General features: G+C 36.9%; 14 protein-coding genes and 1 pseudogene. 12 read left to right on the forward strand and 3 right to left on the reverse strand.

Annotated elements, in window-relative coordinates:
* Nucleotides 1-137: 137 nt before the first annotated feature.
* The 7 genes from NRL14_RS06665 to ccoG all read left to right on the forward strand — a co-directional run bounded on the left by NRL14_RS06665 (nucleotide 138) and on the right by ccoG (nucleotide 8,480).
* Nucleotides 138-464, forward strand: coding sequence for a hypothetical protein (locus NRL14_RS06665; protein WP_002960680.1), 327 nt, complete (start codon nucleotides 138-140; stop codon nucleotides 462-464).
* A gap of 1 nt (nucleotide 465) precedes the next feature.
* Nucleotides 466-747, forward strand: coding sequence for a YeaC family protein (locus NRL14_RS06670; protein WP_007378333.1), 282 nt, complete (start codon nucleotides 466-468; stop codon nucleotides 745-747).
* Nucleotides 737-3,418 carry a DUF349 domain-containing protein gene (locus NRL14_RS06675; protein ID WP_306724279.1) on the forward strand — a complete coding sequence of 894 codons (2,682 nt, stop codon included), beginning with the start codon at nucleotides 737-739 and terminating at the stop codon, nucleotides 3,416-3,418. The genes NRL14_RS06670 and NRL14_RS06675 overlap by 11 nt, the downstream gene beginning before the upstream one ends.
* A 95-nt stretch (nucleotides 3,419-3,513) precedes the next feature.
* Nucleotides 3,514-4,068 (forward strand): DUF1439 domain-containing protein, encoded by a 555-nt coding sequence (locus NRL14_RS06680; protein ID WP_193154488.1) that lies wholly within the window; start codon nucleotides 3,514-3,516, stop codon nucleotides 4,066-4,068.
* A gap of 68 nt (nucleotides 4,069-4,136) precedes the next feature.
* The gene (locus NRL14_RS06685) at nucleotides 4,137-5,441 is read left to right on the forward strand and encodes an AarF/ABC1/UbiB kinase family protein (RefSeq protein WP_306724280.1); all 1,305 of its coding nucleotides are present in this window, start codon (nucleotides 4,137-4,139) and stop codon (nucleotides 5,439-5,441) included.
* A 93-nt stretch (nucleotides 5,442-5,534) separates the two neighbouring features.
* A complete protein-coding gene (locus tag NRL14_RS06690) occupies nucleotides 5,535-6,953 on the forward strand; it encodes a sigma-54-dependent Fis family transcriptional regulator (RefSeq protein WP_306724281.1) in 1,419 nt (472 codons plus the stop codon).
* Between the two features lie 144 nt (nucleotides 6,954-7,097).
* Nucleotides 7,098-8,480: a cytochrome c oxidase accessory protein CcoG gene (gene ccoG / locus NRL14_RS06695; protein ID WP_306724282.1), complete on the forward strand. Its 1,383-nt coding sequence runs from the start codon at nucleotides 7,098-7,100 to the stop codon at nucleotides 8,478-8,480.
* 70 nt (nucleotides 8,481-8,550) lie between these two features.
* On the opposite strand, the gene NRL14_RS06700 is transcribed toward ccoG, so the two are convergent.
* The gene (locus NRL14_RS06700) at nucleotides 8,551-9,468 is read right to left on the reverse strand and encodes a M14 family metallocarboxypeptidase (RefSeq protein WP_008136255.1); all 918 of its coding nucleotides are present in this window, start codon (nucleotides 9,466-9,468) and stop codon (nucleotides 8,551-8,553) included.
* Nucleotides 9,469-9,579: 111 nt separating this feature from the next.
* Nucleotides 9,580-10,317, reverse strand: a complete 738-nt coding sequence (locus NRL14_RS06705; protein ID WP_306724283.1) for a hypothetical protein — start codon at nucleotides 10,315-10,317, stop codon at nucleotides 9,580-9,582.
* 211 nt (nucleotides 10,318-10,528) lie between these two features.
* Here NRL14_RS06705 and NRL14_RS06710 point away from each other — a divergent pair, with 211 nt between their 5' ends.
* The 5 genes and pseudogenes from NRL14_RS06710 to NRL14_RS06730 all read left to right on the forward strand — a co-directional run bounded on the left by NRL14_RS06710 (nucleotide 10,529) and on the right by NRL14_RS06730 (nucleotide 19,089).
* Complete coding sequence (locus tag NRL14_RS06710) at nucleotides 10,529-13,396, forward strand: UvrD-helicase domain-containing protein (RefSeq protein ID WP_306724284.1); 2,868 nt, start codon at nucleotides 10,529-10,531, stop codon at nucleotides 13,394-13,396.
* A gap of 116 nt (nucleotides 13,397-13,512) precedes the next feature.
* Entirely contained in the window at nucleotides 13,513-15,786 is a 2,274-nt protein-coding gene (locus NRL14_RS06715) for a bifunctional diguanylate cyclase/phosphodiesterase (protein WP_081824580.1), read from the forward strand.
* Between the two features lie 343 nt (nucleotides 15,787-16,129).
* Entirely contained in the window at nucleotides 16,130-17,767 is a 1,638-nt protein-coding gene (locus NRL14_RS06720) for a cyanophycinase (RefSeq protein WP_306724285.1), read from the forward strand.
* 92 nt (nucleotides 17,768-17,859) lie between these two features.
* Nucleotides 17,860-18,108 (forward strand): hypothetical protein, encoded by a 249-nt coding sequence (locus NRL14_RS06725; RefSeq protein ID WP_306724286.1) that lies wholly within the window; start codon nucleotides 17,860-17,862, stop codon nucleotides 18,106-18,108.
* Nucleotides 18,109-18,676: 568 nt separating this feature from the next.
* Nucleotides 18,677-19,089: pseudogene (locus NRL14_RS06730) on the forward strand (LexA family protein).
* Nucleotides 19,090-19,135: 46 nt separating this feature from the next.
* On the opposite strand, the gene NRL14_RS06735 reads toward NRL14_RS06730, so the two are convergent.
* Nucleotides 19,136-20,569 carry a PIN-like domain-containing protein gene (locus tag NRL14_RS06735; RefSeq protein ID WP_306724287.1) on the reverse strand — a complete coding sequence of 478 codons (1,434 nt, stop codon included), beginning with the start codon at nucleotides 20,567-20,569 and terminating at the stop codon, nucleotides 19,136-19,138.
* Nucleotides 20,570-20,840 lie beyond the last annotated feature (271 nt).

Below are 20,840 nucleotides of genomic sequence, written 5' to 3' on the forward strand. Positions count from 1 at the left end.
AAACTTAGTGGGCAACTTGGAAAATTATAGCCCCTAAATCAGTTGTTGGTTTGAATTCAAAAAAGACAACGAGAAATAAAACAAGTACAATAAAGGCGCCGAAAGGCGCTTTTTTTATGCGTAGTATGGAGAGAAGTATGGCGATTATTCGTTGCCCAAAATGTGCAAAATCAATTTCAGATAAACATAAGCAATGTCCTCATTGCGAAAGCAACATTGCAGAGCTAAACGACGAGCAAGTTTTACAGCTTCAGCGCGAACAGCGAATTAAAAAAAAGCAGATGTTTATAAATCACTCCTTTTTGGCGCTTATCTTATTTTTAGGTGGTTTTTTCTGTTTGTACTTTTTACAACCGCAAGAAGAAACACTTCAGTGGTATGCTTACACTGCCGCAATAGGCATAGGCTGTATCTGGTACCTTATAAATCGTATTATTTTAGTTACTCTAAAAAAGAAAAAATGACATGAACATCGACAATCTTGTACAAAATATTACTCCCGAATTATTCGAACGCTTACAATACGGTGCCTCTACTGGTAAATGGCCAGACGGTACCGTTTTATCAGATGAGCAAAAGCAACAAACAGTGCAGTTGGTTATGTTGTATCAAGCAAAAGTGGCTCAATCAAACGAGCAATTTACGATTGGTGCTAATGGTGAGATGATCCAAAAGACAAAAGCTCAACTACAAAAAGAATTTAAATCAGACAACGAAATAGCTAGGTTTAGTGAACATGATCTTTAAGCACCTTTTTACACCAAAATGGAAACACCCTAAGCAACAAGTACGTCTTGATGCTATCGAAAAATTAGACATTGAACGTGATGCAACCATATTAAACACGCTAGCACTTGAAGATAGCTCCGCTGAAATACGCCGTAAAGCGCTCCAAAAAGTGAACGACTTACCACTTTGGTGGAAAGCGTATAAACAAGATCAAGCATTAAAAGATATAGCCGAGCTACAAATATCTAATGCTGTTTTAAATAGCGAAAGTACGCTAACAGCAAAAATTAAAAACGAATACATAGAGCGTTTTGCACCCGTTAAAACACTTGAAAAGTTAGCGTTTGCAGAAAAAGAGCTGCAAGTACGCGTTAAATTACTGAAACGTTTAGCAAATCCAAAACTAGTAGAAAAAGCATTTAAAGAAGGTAGCGAAGAGCTACAAACTCAATTAGTTGAACTTGTTATTACTCATCAATTAATTAAATCATTAGTAAAGCATGCAAAGGGTGGTGCAAAAGCAGCACTTGAAACGCATATTGAAAATGAACGTTTAGCAATTGAAATGCCACTTGAAGTTGAAAATGCAACACGTGTTATTTTAGCTAAGTTAAATGCTTTACGTGAAAAAACAGATTTTGGTATTGTTAATCCACAAGCGAGCGATTTAATCGCTCAGTGGCAAGCACTTGAGCTTAAATGGTTAAGTGATGAGCGCGTTAAGCTGCTTGACGAAAAATATACTTCTATCACCACTAAGTTAGATGCACACATTGAACAGCTAAAAGCGGTACATGACAAAGAGCAGCAGCAATTAGCGCAACAACAGCGTCAATTATTAGCACTTGCAACACTTGAAGCTTTGGGTGAAGAAATTGAAAATGCCCTACAGCTTGGTCTTGAAACGCCAGAGCAAATTCAACAAGATTGGCTTGATGCAAAAGTAGCGCAAGCTAAGCAAGCTATTAGCGAAACAGAACTTGCTAATAACGCACAATCAAAACTCGCTGTAAGCAAGTTAGAAAAATTATTTACTCAAGTTGCTAAGTTACCTGAGTTAACAACGGCTATTAAAGAGTACAAACTCGCTTTTGCAGCGCTATGCGAAATTACGCCAGCAGAAGATTTAGCACAATACGATGCAACTTTAACTGAATTTAATAATGGCTTTAAAGCAGCGCGTAATCATTTAAATATTTTAGATGGCGCACTACAAAGTACCTTTAAAACACAGTTAAATGCGCATAAAAAGCAATTTTTAGCACCAATGAATGAGCTAGTTAAGCCACTTGAAAAAAACCAAAGCCAAGCAAAGCGCAAAGCGCGTGATGTTAAACGCCTAATTGAAGAAGGTCGTTTTAATGTTGCTTTTGGTGTGTTTAAAGGCTTTGAAGAGTTATTTAATACACTTACTGAGCAATATCAACAGCCGCTTGTAAACATAAAAGCGGAACTTGAAGCGCAACTTGCAGATGCTAAAGATTGGCAAAAATACGCAGCAGCACCAAAGCGTGAAGCCTTATTAGAAGAAGTAAGTGCATTAGTAAGCGAAGAATGCACCGACCCACAACAACGCGCAGAGCAAGTAAAAACGCTACGTAAACGTTGGAATGAGTTAGGTCGTTTAGATACAGATGAAGAAAAGCAACAAGGCGTGCAGTTTGATGAACAAATCGAGCTGTTATTTGCGCCTTGCCGTAGTTACTTCGCAGAGCAAGAAGTACAACGAGAAGCATCAAAAGCACAACGTGAAAGTATTATTAACGACATGCATGCGCTCCATTTACAGCCAACTGCTGAGGATGACTTTGATTGGAAGCAATATGAAAGCCAATACAATCGTTTAAATAAAGCGTGGCGCAGTGTGGGTAAAGTTGACCCTAAAACATACCGTACACTAAACGATCGTTATAAAAATGAGCAACAACAAGTACTGGCTTTGTTAAATGCATTTCATAAAACTAATGCCACACTTAAAAACGAACTAGTAGAAAAAGCGCAGCAATTGTCACAAAGTGATGATTTAGCGGCTGCATGCCAAGAGTTGAAGCAAATGCAACAACAATGGCAAGCTATCGGTTTTGCAGGTTTGAAAGCTGAAAATGCGTTATGGCAAAAGTTTCGTCAGTTTAACGATGAAACATTTACCAAGCGTAGCAGTGAGTTCGAGCAGCAAAAACTTGAGCAAAACGAGTCAGATAAGCAAGCAGTTGCAGAACTTGCTGAGCTTGAAGCAGCATTGAGTGATGTTAATCAAAGAGCGCAGTTGCACGACCTTGAAACAAAAGTGAAAGGGTACACGCAATTTAGATCGTTAGCGCCAAAGGTTACTAAGCTACTAGCCGCTATTGACGATAAACTTGCATTGCTAACAAGTAAATCAGAGCAAGCTAATTTAGATGCATTAATTACTGCACTTGAGAACAATGAAGCATTACCAAGTCAGTATCAAGCACCGCTTAAAACAGCATTAAATACCGAGCAGCTTATTACGCGCATGGAAATACTAGCGAACGTAAGTTCAACCGATAAGTCACTTAGAATGGCAGAGCAAGTAGCCATGCTAGATGACAAACATCGTGGCGATCATGCTGATTTAAACTATTATTTAAAACAGTTATTAGCGCTCAGTGACGGTTCAGTTGAACCTGACACACTAACGCGACTTAAAGCGACACTTGCAGCTTAATAAAACCAGCATAATATGTGCTGGTTACTATTTTACTAAGCCGCTTTAATAGCGGCTTTTTTATGTATCACTAATTCATAAACAAAAGGGTTCTCATGAGAATTTTAGTTATTATCGCAGCGCTATTATTAACTGCCTGTAATACTACGCAAGGCATTTCAGTGTATTCATTCACCAACGCTGAGGTTGAGGCTGTACTGGGTAAGCAATTACCAAAGTTAAGTGAAAAAATAAGCTTGATGGGTTTACCGGTTAAGTTTGATGTAAACGACTTAAGTGTCAATATTGGCCCAGATAACCGCGATGTTGTTGTGCTGGGTGCAGATTCAAGCGCTGAAATCAATGCTTTTGCACTTAAATATCCAGTGCGTTTAAAGCTGCAAATTGAAGGGAGCCCGTTTTACGACAGTGAAAAAAAAGCAGTCTTTTTACGTAATATTAAGTTGCTCGATTCGAGCGTTGATGCCGGTGGTTTTAAAGGCAACATAGGCGCACTAGATAGCCAAGCAATGGATGTTATAAATGCCTTTTTAGCGGTTAACCCTGTTTACACATTAAATATGGATGACCCTAAAATGATGCTACTCAGTAAACTTCCACTCGATATGAAAATAGTTAAAGGTGCTATTAAGTTGGTACCTCACCTTTAAGTAGATCTGGCTGGTTAAAATATACGTATTAATTAGCCTGACTCTCAGGCTAATTAGGTTTTAATATTATGGCAGCACCTCGTACAGTGCCCACCTCTCGACTCTCTCGCTTTGCAAAATTAGGCTCACTCGCAACAGGTGTTGCTACCAACATGTTAGTTGATGGCGCTAAGAGCGCATTAAACGGTAAAGGTTGGAATAATAAAAGCTTACTACTACAACCTAAAAACATTGAAAAACTAGCCATGCAGTTATCACATTTACGTGGTGCAGCAATGAAGCTCGGGCAATTGCTCTCAATGGATGCCGGTGATTTACTTAGTCCTGAATTGGCTCAGTTACTTGCTTTACTGCGCTCAGACGCGAATCCAATGCCGCATAAACAACTTGTAGAAGTGCTAAAAACGCAATGGGGGGATGAGTGGCTAGCGCGTTTTTCTCATATTGAGCTAAGGCCTTTTGCCGCAGCTTCTATAGGGCAAGTTCATTTAGCTTATAAAGAAAATGGCGATCAGCTTGCTGTTAAAATCCAATACCCCGGTATTGCAAAAAGTGTAGTGAGCGATGTTGATAACGTAATTTCGTTATTAACACTTTCTCGATTACTTCCTAAGGATCTTAATATTAAGCCGCTTATTAGTGAAGCCAAAGCACAGTTATTAGCAGAGGCTGATTACACGCGAGAAGCGCAATATTTAATACGTTATAAAAGTGCGCTAGCAGAGAACGAACACTTTAAAGTGCCCAATGTATATATTGAGCACAGCACACAACAAGTGCTTACTATGGAATATATAAAGGCAGAGCCTATTGAGAGCATTACAGAGCTACCTGATAGTCAAAAAAGCTTTGTTGCAGAGCAACTGATTGATTTGTTTTTCAAAGAAATGTTTGAATTTAAATTGATTCAAACCGACCCTAACTTTGCCAACTTTCATTACCAGCTTAATACCCAAAAAATTGTTTTATTTGATTTTGGTGCAACGCGAGAAATATCACCCGAGGTTAGTGAAGGTTACTTAGCATTGTTTAAAGCGGGTAGCGAAAACAACCGAGAAGGTGTACTTAAAGCGGCTTCAAAAATCGGTTATTTTCAAAATGACTTGGTTGATGAGTATAAAAACAACGTCATTGATTTATTTTTAATGGCGTGCGAACCGCTAAGAGCCAATGGCGAATTTGATTTTAAAAATAGCGAACTCGCGCTCAATATTAAAAATGCAGGGCTTGCCCTCAGTGCGCAATCTCAGCAATGGCATACACCGCCCGTTGATGCGCTATTTATTCACCGAAAACTTGCAGGACTTTATTTAATAGCCGCAAGGCTAGGTGCAAAAATAGATGTAAAAACGTTATTTAAGCACTATTTATAACTTTTTAATTTACGCGTAAGTGCGCTTTAAGTAATGAGTGCACTTAGCGTATAAAACTGCCATAATACTCGCGATATTTCGCGAGGTGTATTTATGATAAAACAATTTTTAAACGATCCTAAATTATTGCTAAACGCAGTCGGTGAGGGTATATACGGTTTTGACCTGTCGGGTAATGCGGTGTTTGTTAATCCTGCCGCTGAGCGCATGACAGGTTGGTGCGCTGAGGAACTATTAGGTAAAAAAATACATCAATATCATCACCATACTCATGCTGATGGCACACCTTATCCCGCTGATGAATGCCAAATTTACTGCACCATGTTTGACGGAAAACGTCGTGAAGTTAAAAATGAAGTTTTTTGGCGTAAAGACGGTAGCTCATTTGCAGTTCAATACACCTCAACACCGGTTTATCAAAATGATGAGTTAATTGGTGCTGTAGCGGTATTTCGCGACATATCACTGCAACAGCAAACACAAAATGCACTGCAAGAGGCACTTGAGCAAGTAAAGCATTTAAGTGAGCAGCTAAAAGATGAAAACAACTACTTAATTGCAGAACTTAACGAAGATTGGCAAGACTCAGGGCTAGTTGGACAAAGTCATATATTTCAAACCATGTTAGATCAAATAAAACTGGTGAGTGAAACCGACAGCACAGTGCTTATACTTGGCGAAAATGGCACGGGTAAAGAGTTAGTAGCTCGTAATTTGTATAGGCTAAGCAAACGTAGCGAACAAGCTTTTATAAAAGTAAATTGCGCCGCATTTACCCCAAGTTTGCTAGAATCGGAATTGTTTGGCCATGAAAAAGGCGCGTTTACAGGTGCAAATGAACGCCGTAAAGGGCGTTTTGAACTTGCTGATAAAGGCACCTTGTTTTTAGATGAAATAGCAGAGCTTCCACTTGAGGCGCAAAGTAAACTACTAAGAGTTCTGCAAGAACAAGAGTTTGAACGTGTGGGTGGCAGCAATACGCTAAAAGTAAATATTAGAGTGATTGCAGCGACTAATCGCGACCTGTGGGAAATGGTACAAAAAGGCACGTTTAGAATTGATTTGTATTATCGGCTTAATGTATTTCCTATAAAAGTACCCGCCCTTAAAGATCGAAAAGAAGATATTCCTTATTTATGCGCTAATTTAATTGCGCAGCTAAATAAGCGGCTCGGGAAAAACTTAAAAGGGCTAAGTAAAAAAGTAATTACGCAGCTGCAAGCTTACGATTGGCCTGGCAATATTAGAGAGCTGCAAAATGTACTTGAACGCGAAGCTATTTTATCTAATCAAGCGGTACTTCAGCTAAGTCAGCCTTTGCAAGCGGGTGGTGAAGTCGTTATTAATCCTTTGCTTACGTTAGATGAAGCCCAAAAGCAGCATATAACAACTGTACTAGCGCTCTCGCACTGGCAAATATCGGGTGATAAAGGGGCGGCTGTTAAACTGGGCTTACCAGAGAGTACGCTACGTTCAAAAATGCGAAAGTTAGGGATCACTAAATATTCGTGATATATCGCGTTATTCGTTTTATGTCGCGAATTAAGTTTTTATTTATTTAAATAATCTCTTTAATATCAATGCATTAATTAAATTTCAGCTTGGTCTGAAAGTTGCAAATACTTGCTTAATACCCGTCATTATGAAGCAAGTACTATGAAGTTTGATATTAAAGAAGAAGACATGATCATTAAGCCCTATAACACCGAAGGGCCAATTTATATCCGCGAGCAAAAAGGGTTTTTTCAGCGTATACGCCGTAACTTAGGTTGGCTGTTAATGCTAACTTTTATTGTAATACCGTGGATCCAATATAACGGACAACAAGCTGTGCTGCTTGATGTGGCAACGCAAACCTTTACTATTTTTGGTTTAACACTGCTTCCTCAAGATTTTATGATTTTAGCCTTACTGTTTATGGTGGGCGCTTTTGCGTTATTTTTTGTAACTAATTGGCTTGGTCGAGTCTGGTGTGGTTACACCTGCCCACAAACAATATGGATGCTCATGTTTTCGTGGGTGGAGCAACGCATTGAAGGCACGCGAAATCAACGTATTAAATTAGATAAATCGCAGTGGACGCTGAGCACTTGGCGCAAAAAAATAACGAAGCACAGTGCGTGGATTGTTATTTCGATTTTAACCGCCACCTCATTTATGGCGTATTTTATTCCGGCAAAAAGTTTGTATATGGAAATGCTTACGTTTGAATGGTCAGGTATTACGAGCTTTTGGGTGTTTTTATTCGCTTTTTGCACCTACGGTAATGCAGGGTTTTTACGCGAAAAAATGTGCACAATTGCTTGCCCATATTCTCGTTTTCAGGCTGTTATGTTTGATAAAGATACGTTGCTTGTTACCTATGATAGCAAGCGCGGTGAAAGCCGAGGACCACGTAAACGCAAAGCCGATCCAAAAGAGCTTAACCTAGGTGACTGTGTAGACTGTAACTTATGTGTAGAGGTATGCCCTGCAGGAATAGACATTCGAAATGGCTTACAATATGAATGTATAAACTGTGGCTTATGTATTGATGCTTGCGACGATACCATGGAGAAATTTGGTTATCAAAAAGGCTTAATTAAATACGCGAGTGAAAAACAAATGGAGGGTAAAAAAACCAATCCATTTAGATTGAAACTAATAGGATACGGCGCATTAACGGCTTTGTTAATAATTTCTATGTTTGCATGGATGCTACAACGCACACCAATAGAAGCCTCAGTACTACGAGATAGGAATGCGCTTTATAGAGTGAACTACGAGGGCCTGGTAGAAAACCCTTATACACTTACTATTATTAATAAAACGCAGCAAGCACTGCATTACACCATTGCCATAGAGGGCTTGCCAGAAGCAACACTCTCAAGTCCAAGTTCTACACTTATACAGCCAGGTGTGATGAAAAGAGTCCCCGTTACTGTAACTGCAGATGGTTACGATATTGAGCGTAAAGTTAGCAAGTTACAATTTGTAGTAACAGCGCAAGAAGACGCCAGTATAACCATAACTAAAGATAGCCAGTTTTATAAAAACTAAGATTGATAAAATTTCATAAACAACATGCCCAAGTAGATATTCCTCTTGGGCATTTTATCTGTAGTTTTTATTATGTGTTTGCATTTATATATTTGAGTGCGCTTGTTATAACGGCCACTTGAGCTAATATACATTCTTCATCTGTGGCTGTTGGGCTATCTGGGTACACTTCGGTTGTGGTTACATAGGGCGCGTCAGTAAAGCCCATACACAAACCTAACTCACGTGCCGCATAGTTAATAACGCCAAATTGCTCTTGAGGGACGCCTATTAGCTGGTTGTTTTCATCGCTCGGGGCAATGTGCGTGACCTTTTCCACATCTTCGATAATTACTTTTTGAAATTCAGGCTCAGGCTTATTGGTATCGGCCACTAAATAAAACCCATCAGGTATGTTCCAATTAGTGTTTGTAGTGCCTTCACGGGCAGCAAGTGCGGGTCTAAATTCACTGTTATCGCTGTCGGTTGTTTCGTGTAAATCAATATGAGCAACTAAGTCTATATCGAGTGATTTTACATACGTCATAATAGCTGCTGACTCTTGTGCTGGGCTGCCTTCGTAAAATGAGCGGTTAGGATCAATAGCATCAGGGTTCCAGCGGTTTATAGTCTCATATCCCCAAGGGCTAATGCAGGGCGCAACAATAATATTAAACTGCTTTGAGTGTTGCATAGCCGATGTTTTAGCAAACCTAAGTGCACCATGTACGCCACTGGTTTCGTAGCCATGCACACCTCCGGTGATTAAAACTGTTGGTTTATTAGCATTAAAGTTAGGCGTTTTTAATATATATAATGGGTAAGTGCCAGCGGCGTAATTAAGCTCGCCGTATTGCTCTATATCTAAGGTGCTTTTAAGATCATTAATTAGCGTTACTACTTCATTTTGGTAACTGCGTTTAATGTTTTGGCGTGCTAACCACTGGGCTTTATCGTTGTTATTCCATTTTTTTCCAGGTGTGCCAATAGGGTATGTGCTGTTAGTCATAATAAACCTTTATATCAATTGTTATTAGCCCATATAAAAAAGTAGGCAATTACAATTGGTAAAATTACTTAATAAAGGCGTAGCTTAACGCTGAGTAAATTGGCGTGCAAATTAAAACGTTAAAGTCATATTATTTATTGTGCGCTGTTGTTTAGCTTGAATATAACTTTGACTAGCAAACTCCCCTGAAATAGCACCAGAGCGAACCCGCTCAACCAAAATAGTTAAATTGCATGCCTTACTTTTATCTATTTGCGTATCATTAAACATTATCAAATTATTTAGATTAAATGAATAACTTGACGATGTAATAGATGAAGACGTAGATTGTATTAATGTAGAGTTATTATTTGTGGTGCAACGACTGCTTAACTCAATTGTGCTGGCGCTATTGGTATCCATACCATCAAGTTGTACTGTTATTGTGTTTGTTATGCTAAAGTTTTGCTCACTACTTGGTGTTAAAATAATAAAGTTATGAGGAAGTTCAACAGTTGAGCGTGTGCTTATTTCATCATCACGGTTAAACAATATATCAAACGGCTCGTTATCATCAGTTATGTTGATGTAGGCTTGGTAATCTACATCTAAAAAATCTGTATCTTTACTAAGTTCAACAGCTGTGCCTCGCACGATTACTTGTAATGTGTCGCTATCGCTTAATACGATGTTAGACCCATTCATATCACCTGCATTTAGCTCTGCATTAATACGAGTACGACTTCCGTCAGACAAAAGCTCAAAACCCGCCCAAATACCTTTCGTTTTAATTAGATCTGATGCTGTTTCTGATGTGCAAGCACACAGCATTAATATGATGCCCACGAGGGGAAAGCTTTTTTTAAACATGTTAGCTCCTTTATTTGTGAGCGTATTGTTACACAAGAAAGTACTTTTAGATGTTTAAAATTGTTAACAACTGTAAAGTAAATTTTAAATAAAAGATCTTAGTAGGCAGTGTTGTTTTATTTTTAGTAAAATAACGGCCAGTATTGTGAGTAAATTTATTATAAAAGAGTATGTTACAATTAGTTTATAGTCTGCTTTTGTATTGAGTATTATGGTGCAGTATGTTGCCACACCAAGTTGGTTAGGTCGTTTTTTTACCCGTATTAAGTGGGTAAGTATTGAGCAAGACGTGCTTGTTGTCCACTTTAGAGATATGACTAAACAGCAATTTTTATTAAGTGATTTCAGTAACTTTTCTGTGCTGCAAAATAGCTTGTTTAGCGCAAAAATTTATTTATGTGATCCTAATAACACATGCGTTAGTTTTTTAAAAAAAGCCGAAGCAGATGTGCTTAATAAAGCGTTAAATAAATATTTTTCAAATACGTTAGAACAAAAAGTGAACAATGCGAAAACACTTTTAAAGCGTTATGCCCTTGATGAATTTTTACGCGACAGTTCCATTGAAATCTTAAATAAAGCTGTTTTTTCTTTAAGTAAAAATTACGCACATAATCAAACCGTGTGGCAACAGCATTTATCGCCTATTAGCGTAAAATTTTTAAGTATTTTAAGTAGTACACCAAAAACAGCAGACGCTGTAGCGCAATTACGCCATAAATATGAACAAAAGCAGCTTACCCTAAGAGATAACTTTTATAATAATGTTGAGTCTAACCCGCTCACTACAGAGCAGCGTTTAGCGGTTATACGCGATAACGATAAAAATCTAGTACTTGCAGCAGCCGGCACAGGAAAAACCTCAGTTATGGTTGCCAAATCGCTTGATTTAATCGCACGTGGAATAGCACTGCCAGAGCAGGTATTGGTACTTGCTTACAATAAAACGGCTGCACAGGAATTAAAAGAGCGCTTTATTAAACGTGCAGCACACGCCAATTTAAGTATTAAACCACCTGCCATTTTAACGTTTCATGCACTAGGATTAAAGCTATTACAAGACGCGAAAAAATCAACGAAGCTTTCTACATTTGCAACCGATGAAATACAGCAAAAAACATGGTTAACCGCATGGCTTTATAAGCAAATGCAGACCGACTCTACATTTTTGAAAAACGTTGTTGATTTACTTCACGAACCAGTCGATATTTTTAGTTTTAAAAGCAGTGCTGAGTATGAGCGCTATGTAAGAGATAACGAATATAGAAGCCTTGCAGGGCATAAAGTTAAAAGCTATCAAGAGCTACTTATTTCAAATTGGTTATATTTACATTCGGTTGATCACAAGTACGAGCCAAGCTATAAAAAAAAGCAGAGTTTATTAGGTGAAAAAACAACCGTAAATGTGCAATATAATCCCGATTTTCACTTATCAAAATACAATATTTATCTAGAGCACTTTGATATTGATAGGCAAGGTAATACACGCGCCGATATAAATAAAAAACGCTATCACGAGCAAATAGCTTTTAAGCGAAAACTGCATAAAAATAATAACACTATTTTACTTGAGACTTTTCACTACAATTGGTTCGAAGGCAAGTTAGAGCAGCGCTTAAGTAAACTTTTAAAGCAACATAGTGTGGCGCTTGTACCTTTATATGACGATGAAGTATTTAGCACGTTAAATAACTCAGGGCTGTTACAACAAGGGGTTGAAAAATACTTAAAGTGCTTGCAAGCCATAAGAGCTGAGCAGCTCACTAATACGCAAATAAAACAACGTATAAAACAAAGTGGACTCAAAAACCATCAACGTTATGCCGCAATGCTTATAGCTATACATAATGCTTATATGCAAGAGCTACATACGCAAAACGCCATTGATTTTGACGATATGATTATTCATGCAACAAAGGCTGTAAAAAAAGGTGAATTTAGTGTGCCTTGGAGCCATATTTTAGTTGATGAGTTTCAAGATATATCAGGTGCGCGTATGGCCTTTTTAAACACACTTATTAACAAGGGCAAAAGTGTACGTTTTACTGCCGTAGGTGATGATTGGCAGGCAATTTATCGTTTTTCGGGTGGTAATTTAGCGTTTACAACGCGTTTTAATGAGCTGGTGGGTGGCCACTCACTTACTATGTTGCAAAAAACATTTAGATATAACAACAGTATTAGCGATGTAGCAGGGCGTTTTGTAATGCAAAACCCTGAGCAATATAAAAAGCTGATCAGCACACATACACAAGTAACTACACCACACGTTATTTTATTAGACGATTTATACCAAGGTACTAAATCGATAGAAATAAAAGTGCAGCAGAGCATAAGCAGGATTCAAAAAAACGATGCATCAGCGAGCATTGCCATACTTAGTCGATACCGATACATGTTAAATAGCGTACAGCAGCATTTAAAAGATAAAAAGCATACAAACTCTCTTTATTTTTGGACATTACATAGTGCTAAAGGGCTTGAAGCCGATTACTGTATTATTATTGGTTTTGAACAAGGTAAATTAGGCTTTCCTAGCGATAATCAAAATAACGTGCTGGTGGAGTCGTTATTACCAGAGCAAGATGAATTCACTCACTCAGAGGAAAGGCGTTTGCTTTATGTAGGCATTACACGTGCTAAACATAAAGCGTACTTAATTGCAGACCCTTATGCATGCTCAGCGTTTGTAAAAGAACTAGTAAATGACGATTATCCTATTCAAATCGCTTCAACGTTGTTTAACAAGTCGCAACTAAAGCAAAGAGAGTGTAATACATGCAGCGACGGATTAATTGTGCCAAAAACGGGTCAGTATGGTAATTATTATAGCTGTACTAACACGCAAATTTGCGAAACTAAACTACGAGTGTGTAAAAGTTGTAGTAGCCCATCGGTTGATAAAAGCACGTATTCACAATGTGTAAATATAGAATGTAAAACACAGCATCCAATTTGTGAAAAATGTGGGCGTGAAATGCGGAAACGCAAATCTAAGCATGGTGAATTTTTAGGATGCAGTGGCTTTGAGCTCACAGAAGACAGCTGTAAAAACACTCGAAAGCTAACTGTTACATGAATAGCCTATTTAAATTAATCTTAAAGTAGTACTTAGATTGTAATTAGTCGTATTTTATTGCTTTTATTTAGTATCAATGTTTAATTGACGCTACCTGAGTCTCATTATTGATTACCATGCACTTTTTCAGTCGATTTTTTTTGCTTGAAGACCATCATTTACCAACAGGGCAAATACCTAATTGGCGTGTGAGTGCTTTACGTATTATTTTTGCAACCGGTATTTTATTATGCCTAGCTATATCGCTTCATAAATCTAAACAAGCTGCCGAATTTAATATTTTATACTTTGTCGGACTAAGCGTTAGTTTCTTTTTTATAACGACCTTATTATTAGCAGCAAGCAAAAGGTATTATATATTTTGTGCGCATGCACTGCTGCTCTCTATAGTTGCAGCAAGTCTGTGTATTAACTTATTCGTGACCGATTTAGAGCTGGCAAAAATTGGCTCGATATATATGTTTTCGTGCCCTTTAATCGCACTAATGTTAATAGGGTGCAGAACGGCCATTTTTTATGCTGTGTTAAATATAATTCCTTTTTATATTATAGTTAACGACATAAATCTATCTTCTTTATCTGGTGTCTCAACTAAACTTTCTGATGAAAAGCTGTATATTACAAGCCTTATATTTTTATCTTTAAATGTTTGTATTCCACTTGCTTTTGCTCGCACTATTGTTGCGGCAAAACGCTTAAATAAAAGTATGAAGAGCGCTAATACTTACCTCAAAGATAAAAACGATCTTTACAGGGCTCTTTTTACTGAATCAAACAAAGCGAAGATTATTGTAGATGAAAATTTTGTGATTACAGATTTTAATCAACATGCTATTGATATGTTTGATATTAAAAAACATTTAAAAGAACATGGCGTTAAACTATTCAATTTATTACCTTCGCTTGATGTTGATGAGCTTGATGCTCAAGATCAAATTGTTAAACACAAAAACAGTTTTTTTCGGACTAACTACCAGCACGTAATGAGTGCTAATTATCGTGTTTATGATTTTTATGATTGTACTCAAGAACAGTTAATCAAACAAAACTTAACTATAATGGAGCAAGAAAACAAGCGCTTACGCTTTAGAGATCCACAAACAAAGCTACCAAATAGAGGATGGTTTGAAACACAGTGCAACAGATTAACCATTAAATATCACAAAGGCTTTTATATTGTTGTTACACAAACGGCTAATAGTGAGTATTTAAATTTAAAGTTTACTAAAATTGATTCACAAGCTTTGCTAATTAGTGCATTTAAGCGTTTAAAAAAGATGCCAGAAGGCCCTTTGTTGTGTGCGCATGTAGGAGTGGGGAAACTGGCTTTTATTGTTGGAACACATTCGGCAAACGAACTAAAAGATAAACTTTTGGTAAATATAAAAAACACGTTAGACGAAACATATAATGTACTTGGAAATAAGTGTCAGCAAACTTTTTTATTTGGTTTTGCGCGCTACCCAAATCATGGGAAAAGTAGTGCTGAAGTGTTAACAAATGCCTGCGAAGCACTTAAATTAGCAAACAGTAATTCTCCTATTTGCAGCTATAGTGAAGAACAATCACAAGCATTTATAGAAAAATACGAAATATCAATGTTGCTCGATGAAGCGCTTCAACAAGGTGATTTATCGGTGTACTACCAACCAAAAGTGAATGCTAAAGGAGAGTGCATAGGGCTCGAAGCACTCACGAGGTGGCATAGTTCAATACTTGGCAACGTATCACCAGTTGTATTTATACCTATTGCAGAAGAGTACAGAATGATCAGTAGGTTAACTGATTTGATTATTCAAAAAGTGTGTGCTCAAATTGCTCAGTGGTCTACAGTAGATATGCCAAGTGTGCCTATAGCAATAAATATATCTTTAATTGATTTCAGCCAGCCTGACTTTATTTCAAAACTAGTAAAATCTTTAGCTGATTTTAACGTAAAGCCGCAGCAAATAGAGTTAGAGCTTACTGAGACCTCACTTGAAGCAAATCAAGGCCATTCATTAAAGCTAATGCAAACATTGCAATCGTGGGGTTTTATAATATCAGTTGACGATTTTGGGGTCGGATACTCAAATATTGCTCGTCTTGCCCATTATCCTATAAATAAGCTCAAACTCGACCGTTCTCTTATCAGTCAAATTACTCATTCTTCACGTCAAAAGAGTTTAGTAAAAGCGATACTCGTTATGTGCGAAGAATTAGATATAAAATGTGTTGCCGAAGGTGTTGAAACGCAAGAACAAGTTGCTATTATGGCGGAAATGGGTTGTAAAGAGTTCCAAGGTTTTTATTTTGCACAACCTATTACGGTTAAAAATTATGAGGCTCATATAAATAAACACGGAACAAAATTTATAGCTGCTAAAAATAATGAAAAACAAGTCTTTTAATTCCGGTAGTAATTGGCGACTACTTTATTGAGTTAATGTTTTAGATTTAACTGAACGGCTCAATTTACTAACCATTACTATATAAATTAACCTAAAATCTGGTTAAGTGATTTACTAACGTATTGAATGCTTTTGATATTTTAATTTATTTTCTCTAGCCAGAGACTTTTAGCAAATTCAACGCAGTTAGCGCTGAAAATAGCTGCTCGAGATAGATTTATTATCCAGAGTTCAGGTTAAGTACTTACTCCTACGAGGCTAAAAATATCGTACTGCGATTAAACCGCCCCTAGATAGAACAAATTTTAATCCTGAAAGGTCAGCAGGCCTTAGAGTTTATATTATGAAATACGTATTTTTGTTTTGCCAAAAACTGCAATTAACACAATCTTTTGCCATATTTTTAATGGTTGTACTTTCAACAAACTTAGCTTGTAAAGAGCAAAGCCAAACGTTGGTTTTAGCCGGTAGCACATTTTCGGTATGCTCTAGTTCGAATTTAAAAAGTTGTAAAAATAACACGAAAATTCTAGGTAAAAAGCATCGTTTATTTACAATCACAAGCGCTAAAATTAATCAAATTAACTCACGCTGGCCCAATAATAACAGCGTAACTAAGTTGGAAACGTTTAACTCGTTGACCGCATTACATCCTAAAAGTACTTCACCAATGACTAAAGCTGAATTGCTTTGGCTATGGCGTGATATAAATAACGAAGAGCTAAGTCGTTTGACAGATCAAGAGTTCGATTTTTTGTTTGATATGTTAGAAACGCATCAATTAGATAATGATGGCGAGCGTTTAAAAGAACAAGTAAACACTGAACTCAATAACGAGAGCGCGACTAATAATATTTTACAATTTGTGTCGGGCAGTTTAAAAGTTAATAACGCAAAACCTACAATGCTTGCTATTACGGCATCGAGCCGCGACCCTTATGAGTCGGCAGATGTAGCACAGAATCTTTTAGAGCAATCAAATATAAGCACTCAATGGTTAGCACTAACGCCCGCGCTTGCTAAAGCGATTACGAGTAACTCGTGCGATAAATTACCAGCGCTCAGAAATACATTAATGAATGTGTATAACCGTGAAGCAATTTATCCCGAGCGCACAAAGGCCGAATACGCTTTATGTAAAAGTGGCACTAATGCACTTGTTTCACTTATTAAAAGCAGTACCGGCGTTATGTTTAATGATGGTGATGCGGCTTTAACACACAAGATATTATTTGATCAAAACAATAACCCATACCCGTGGACGCAAGCATTGCAAACTCGCCCAGTAATTGTAGGTGAAGGAGCCGGTGCTGCAATCCAAAGTAAAGTGACGGGCATGCTTACAAATACGACAAGCCTTGAGGCACTTCGTAAAAGTGAAACTAACGCTAATGCTGGTGGACTGGGCAGTTTTAACCTTGGTGTACTAGATACTCAATTTAGCGAACAAAACCGTACATTTAGGCTTGCAGCAGCGTTAAATAAAAACGAAGTCAAAAATACTAAAACAGAGATTCAACATGGTTTTGGTATTGATGAAAATACGGCTTTGGTTGTTATTAAATCACCAGAAGGTAGTTTAATAACCGTAATAGGCAAAAGTGGTGTAGTGCATTTAGCTAACCAAGGTAAAGCCCAACCAAATAGTAAAAGTTATAGCTACTCCTACTGGCCTACAGGCAGTGTAATTGATATTACCAATAACACGTTTACTCTAAGTGGTCGCACTATAAGCCAAGCGTTACCTGCTATAAAAATACCTCCACTGCCTGTGCAGCGTTTTGGTGCAATTTTAACAAATTCAAAACTGCGCTCACTAACTCAAGCTATGTGCCTAAGCCAAGAGCAAAGTGCGGTAGCCCAACAAGACGAGTTTATAATTAGCCTCACAGCAACGAGTGACACACAGTATCATCGCATCAATGCAAAAGAGTTTGGTTGTGCGCTAAGCAATTTAGAATTAGCTATAAAGTCGATTTAGTGACTAACCTGAGCCAAGGGTTTAAGTTTTTGGCTCTTCTCTATAAAATAGCCACCATAATGATTTAAAAGCCTTACTAAAAGAGTATTAAAATGAATAAAGAAAATGATGTAATTTCTAGTCTAGCCGAATTAGAAAGCTTTTTATTAAATGTAGAAAACGGTGGTCTTGGACTTAAAGGTGTTGCCGGTGTTGGCATGGCTACTAATAACAAAGATGGCAGCCGTTTTGTTGCTGTGTTTGACGATAATCAAAAGCTACTTTTAGCACGCATGATTACAGAAGACGTATTCCAAACAGGGCAAGACATGGTACGAAATGGTGTAGGGCGCAAGCACTAGTACTTTAATAAATTGCCTTCATATAGATTCTACAAAGCCCACTTCAAGTTAATAACAATTAAGTACAACCCACCTCAAAAACTACAAAACTTGCCAGCTAAACTCTGTTTTATTAAGTGCGCTTAGATAAATAAGATAATGATACAGATAAATTGTAGAATCAAAACAGATGAGTTTTGGCTATATTTTGAAGAGAAGTTTAACTTATTGATATAGGGAGAATTAAATGGTCGGTATGGAGAGATTCGAACTCTCGACCCCTGCCACCCCATGATGTGGCGCTATAATTGGTTAAGTTGTTGTAATTTATATACTATAAACTAAAGTTACTGGATTTATATACAGTTAATTTTGAAATTTTTATTATTTTCAAAATTAAATAAAATCAAGCGGTTAGGATACTTGTTACAAATTGAGTATTTAAGTTATCAATAAATATCAATATAAACAGCCCATTAGAAAATCTTAACCAAAACCCTCACTTTCCTTAGCAAGACACTTTATCTTTCCAAAGTCGCCAACTAGATTTGCACTGTATAAATACACAACATTTTATTTTGGTGTGTGTCTGTTCGTTATTCTTATTTATATTGAGGCAGGTATTACTGGTTTTGAATCGGCTGCAACGAAATATAAGGAGCTAGAGTTGTCTTTAGACCAGTTACTTATCAAGCATCCAGATGCTACTTTTATGGGGGTTGCATCAGGGCAGTCTATGCAGGGGGGAGGGGTATTCGATGGCGACAATTGTTAATTGTCGATCGTGCAGTAAATGTAAGTACAGGTGACGTAGTAGTTGCTACTTACAATGGTAGCTTTGTTTGTAAAATAATACATAAAGAAAAGCGTTTGCTGATGTCTGCATCAGATGAATATGCACCTGTTTATGTATCACCGGAAGATGGCTTCTGCTTGGAAGGAGTGGTAACAAGGAGTATTAGGCTACATAGACCGTGTGCTGAGTTTTCAAAATGTCAGTGAAGCCAATATAAATAGATGTTCATATTGGCATCTGTTTAAAGGGATTTTACTGTTGGTAGCAAATCGCTTTTGGGAATCTTAGCTGTAATGAAAATTCATTGTTTTCAAATTGATAGTTTGTGCGTATTCCATACTTTAAAAGGCTACTTCTTACTTTCGGTAAACCAAAACCTCGATAGTGTGTGCAGCCTTCCATAGCTATTTCAACCTTTTCATCTAATCTGTTTTTTGTAAAATATTCTTCTGCACCTTTATCTACATTATTAGTAAAATTAATATTAATATAAAGTAGGTCTTCTGAAGGCATTATGGTCAATTTTCTGTCTGAACTATGCTCTTCAACGTTTTGGAAAATTTCAGCGAAAGCTGCACAAATAATATTTTCATCTGAATTCATATGAGGAATTGTCTTAATAGCAGGATGTATAGATGTTTTTAAGGTGTCAAAGAAGTCTTTAGTAGAGTCTATTACTTTGTATAGGTTTACTGAATGTTTAGAGTCTCTTTTTAATATACTATTTTCACTTACTAATTCATTAGCTTGCTCTATAGTTTCTTCACTAATATCTAAATTTAGCTGCGACTTTGCATTTTTCAAAAAACTTGATGTGTCGTATAAATAAAAAGACTTTAGATTCGGTAAACTAGAGTAGATCTCATTTAGTAGTTCTAGTCTGGCGTTTAAGTTTTTACCTCGTTTTTTTAGCCACCAATCTTCCTTCACATCCCCGGTAACTAAGACCAGATGTTCAATACCATCAGATTCAGCTTTTTTTATTATTTCTTTCCATAGCAACAAGTCACCGTACTTTCTAATGAATTCTAGTTCGCCAACGAAGTAAGAACCATCTTTTTTAAAATCTAGGTATCCTGGTGGGATTTTTTTTTGATAACGGTCCTCGGCTGTTTTATAAATATCATTAAGCTCATCTTTAGTAAAAGCTTCACCTATTTTTCCTTCAAAAATATTGAGAACAACATCTTTGAATTTATCTTTTTGATGTACATCGGGATGTTTTATTTCTAAGTCGTTAAGTTCATTTATAAATTCTTGTAAAAAAGTCTTACTTTTAGTGATATTTTCATCAGTTATAAATTTATCTGGTTCTATAACTGAGTGCCTCTCGTTAAGTTTGAGTTTTTTAAGTGAGGTTTTTAAATCGGCTATAGCTTCATCAAACTTCACTAGAGCATCACCAACTAACTTTTTAACTTCATTAAACCTTCCTTTTTGATCACCTATTGTAGAGTGTCTATTATTAAGAAACTCCAATATCACTTGAAAACCAATCCAAACTCGTGGATTAAAATTTTTTGAGTTAAGTACCTTTATTAAGTCTGCACTTGCAGACTCAGGCAGTCTGTACAAATCTAGAAGTACATTTGAGTCGAATACAAATGTGCCCTCTTTCCAAATTACATCAAAATCTATCTCTTCTGAGTCTTGGTGTATTTTTAGTAAATTATTAAAGGTGTTCATTTATATCCATGAGAGTTTTTATGTAACTATTAATCATAGTAAAAATTTTTTAGTTGAAATACTAGTCAAATAAGCAAAGTACATCGTATTGTTGGTTTGATGTGTATGAAGCTTAATGACGTTAAGGTTAATATTTCCTAGGTTGTTTGAAAAAGGTATTGCTTAGAATGTGTGATTACCAGAAGTATTAGGCTACATAAACCTTGTGCTTAATTTGCACATAACGTATAGAGTGATTGCTTGTATTGCAGCATTAATAATTATATATTGT

Source organism: Pseudoalteromonas sp. 20-92, from assembly GCF_030847595.1.
Lineage (GTDB): Bacteria > Pseudomonadota > Gammaproteobacteria > Enterobacterales > Alteromonadaceae > Pseudoalteromonas > Pseudoalteromonas fuliginea.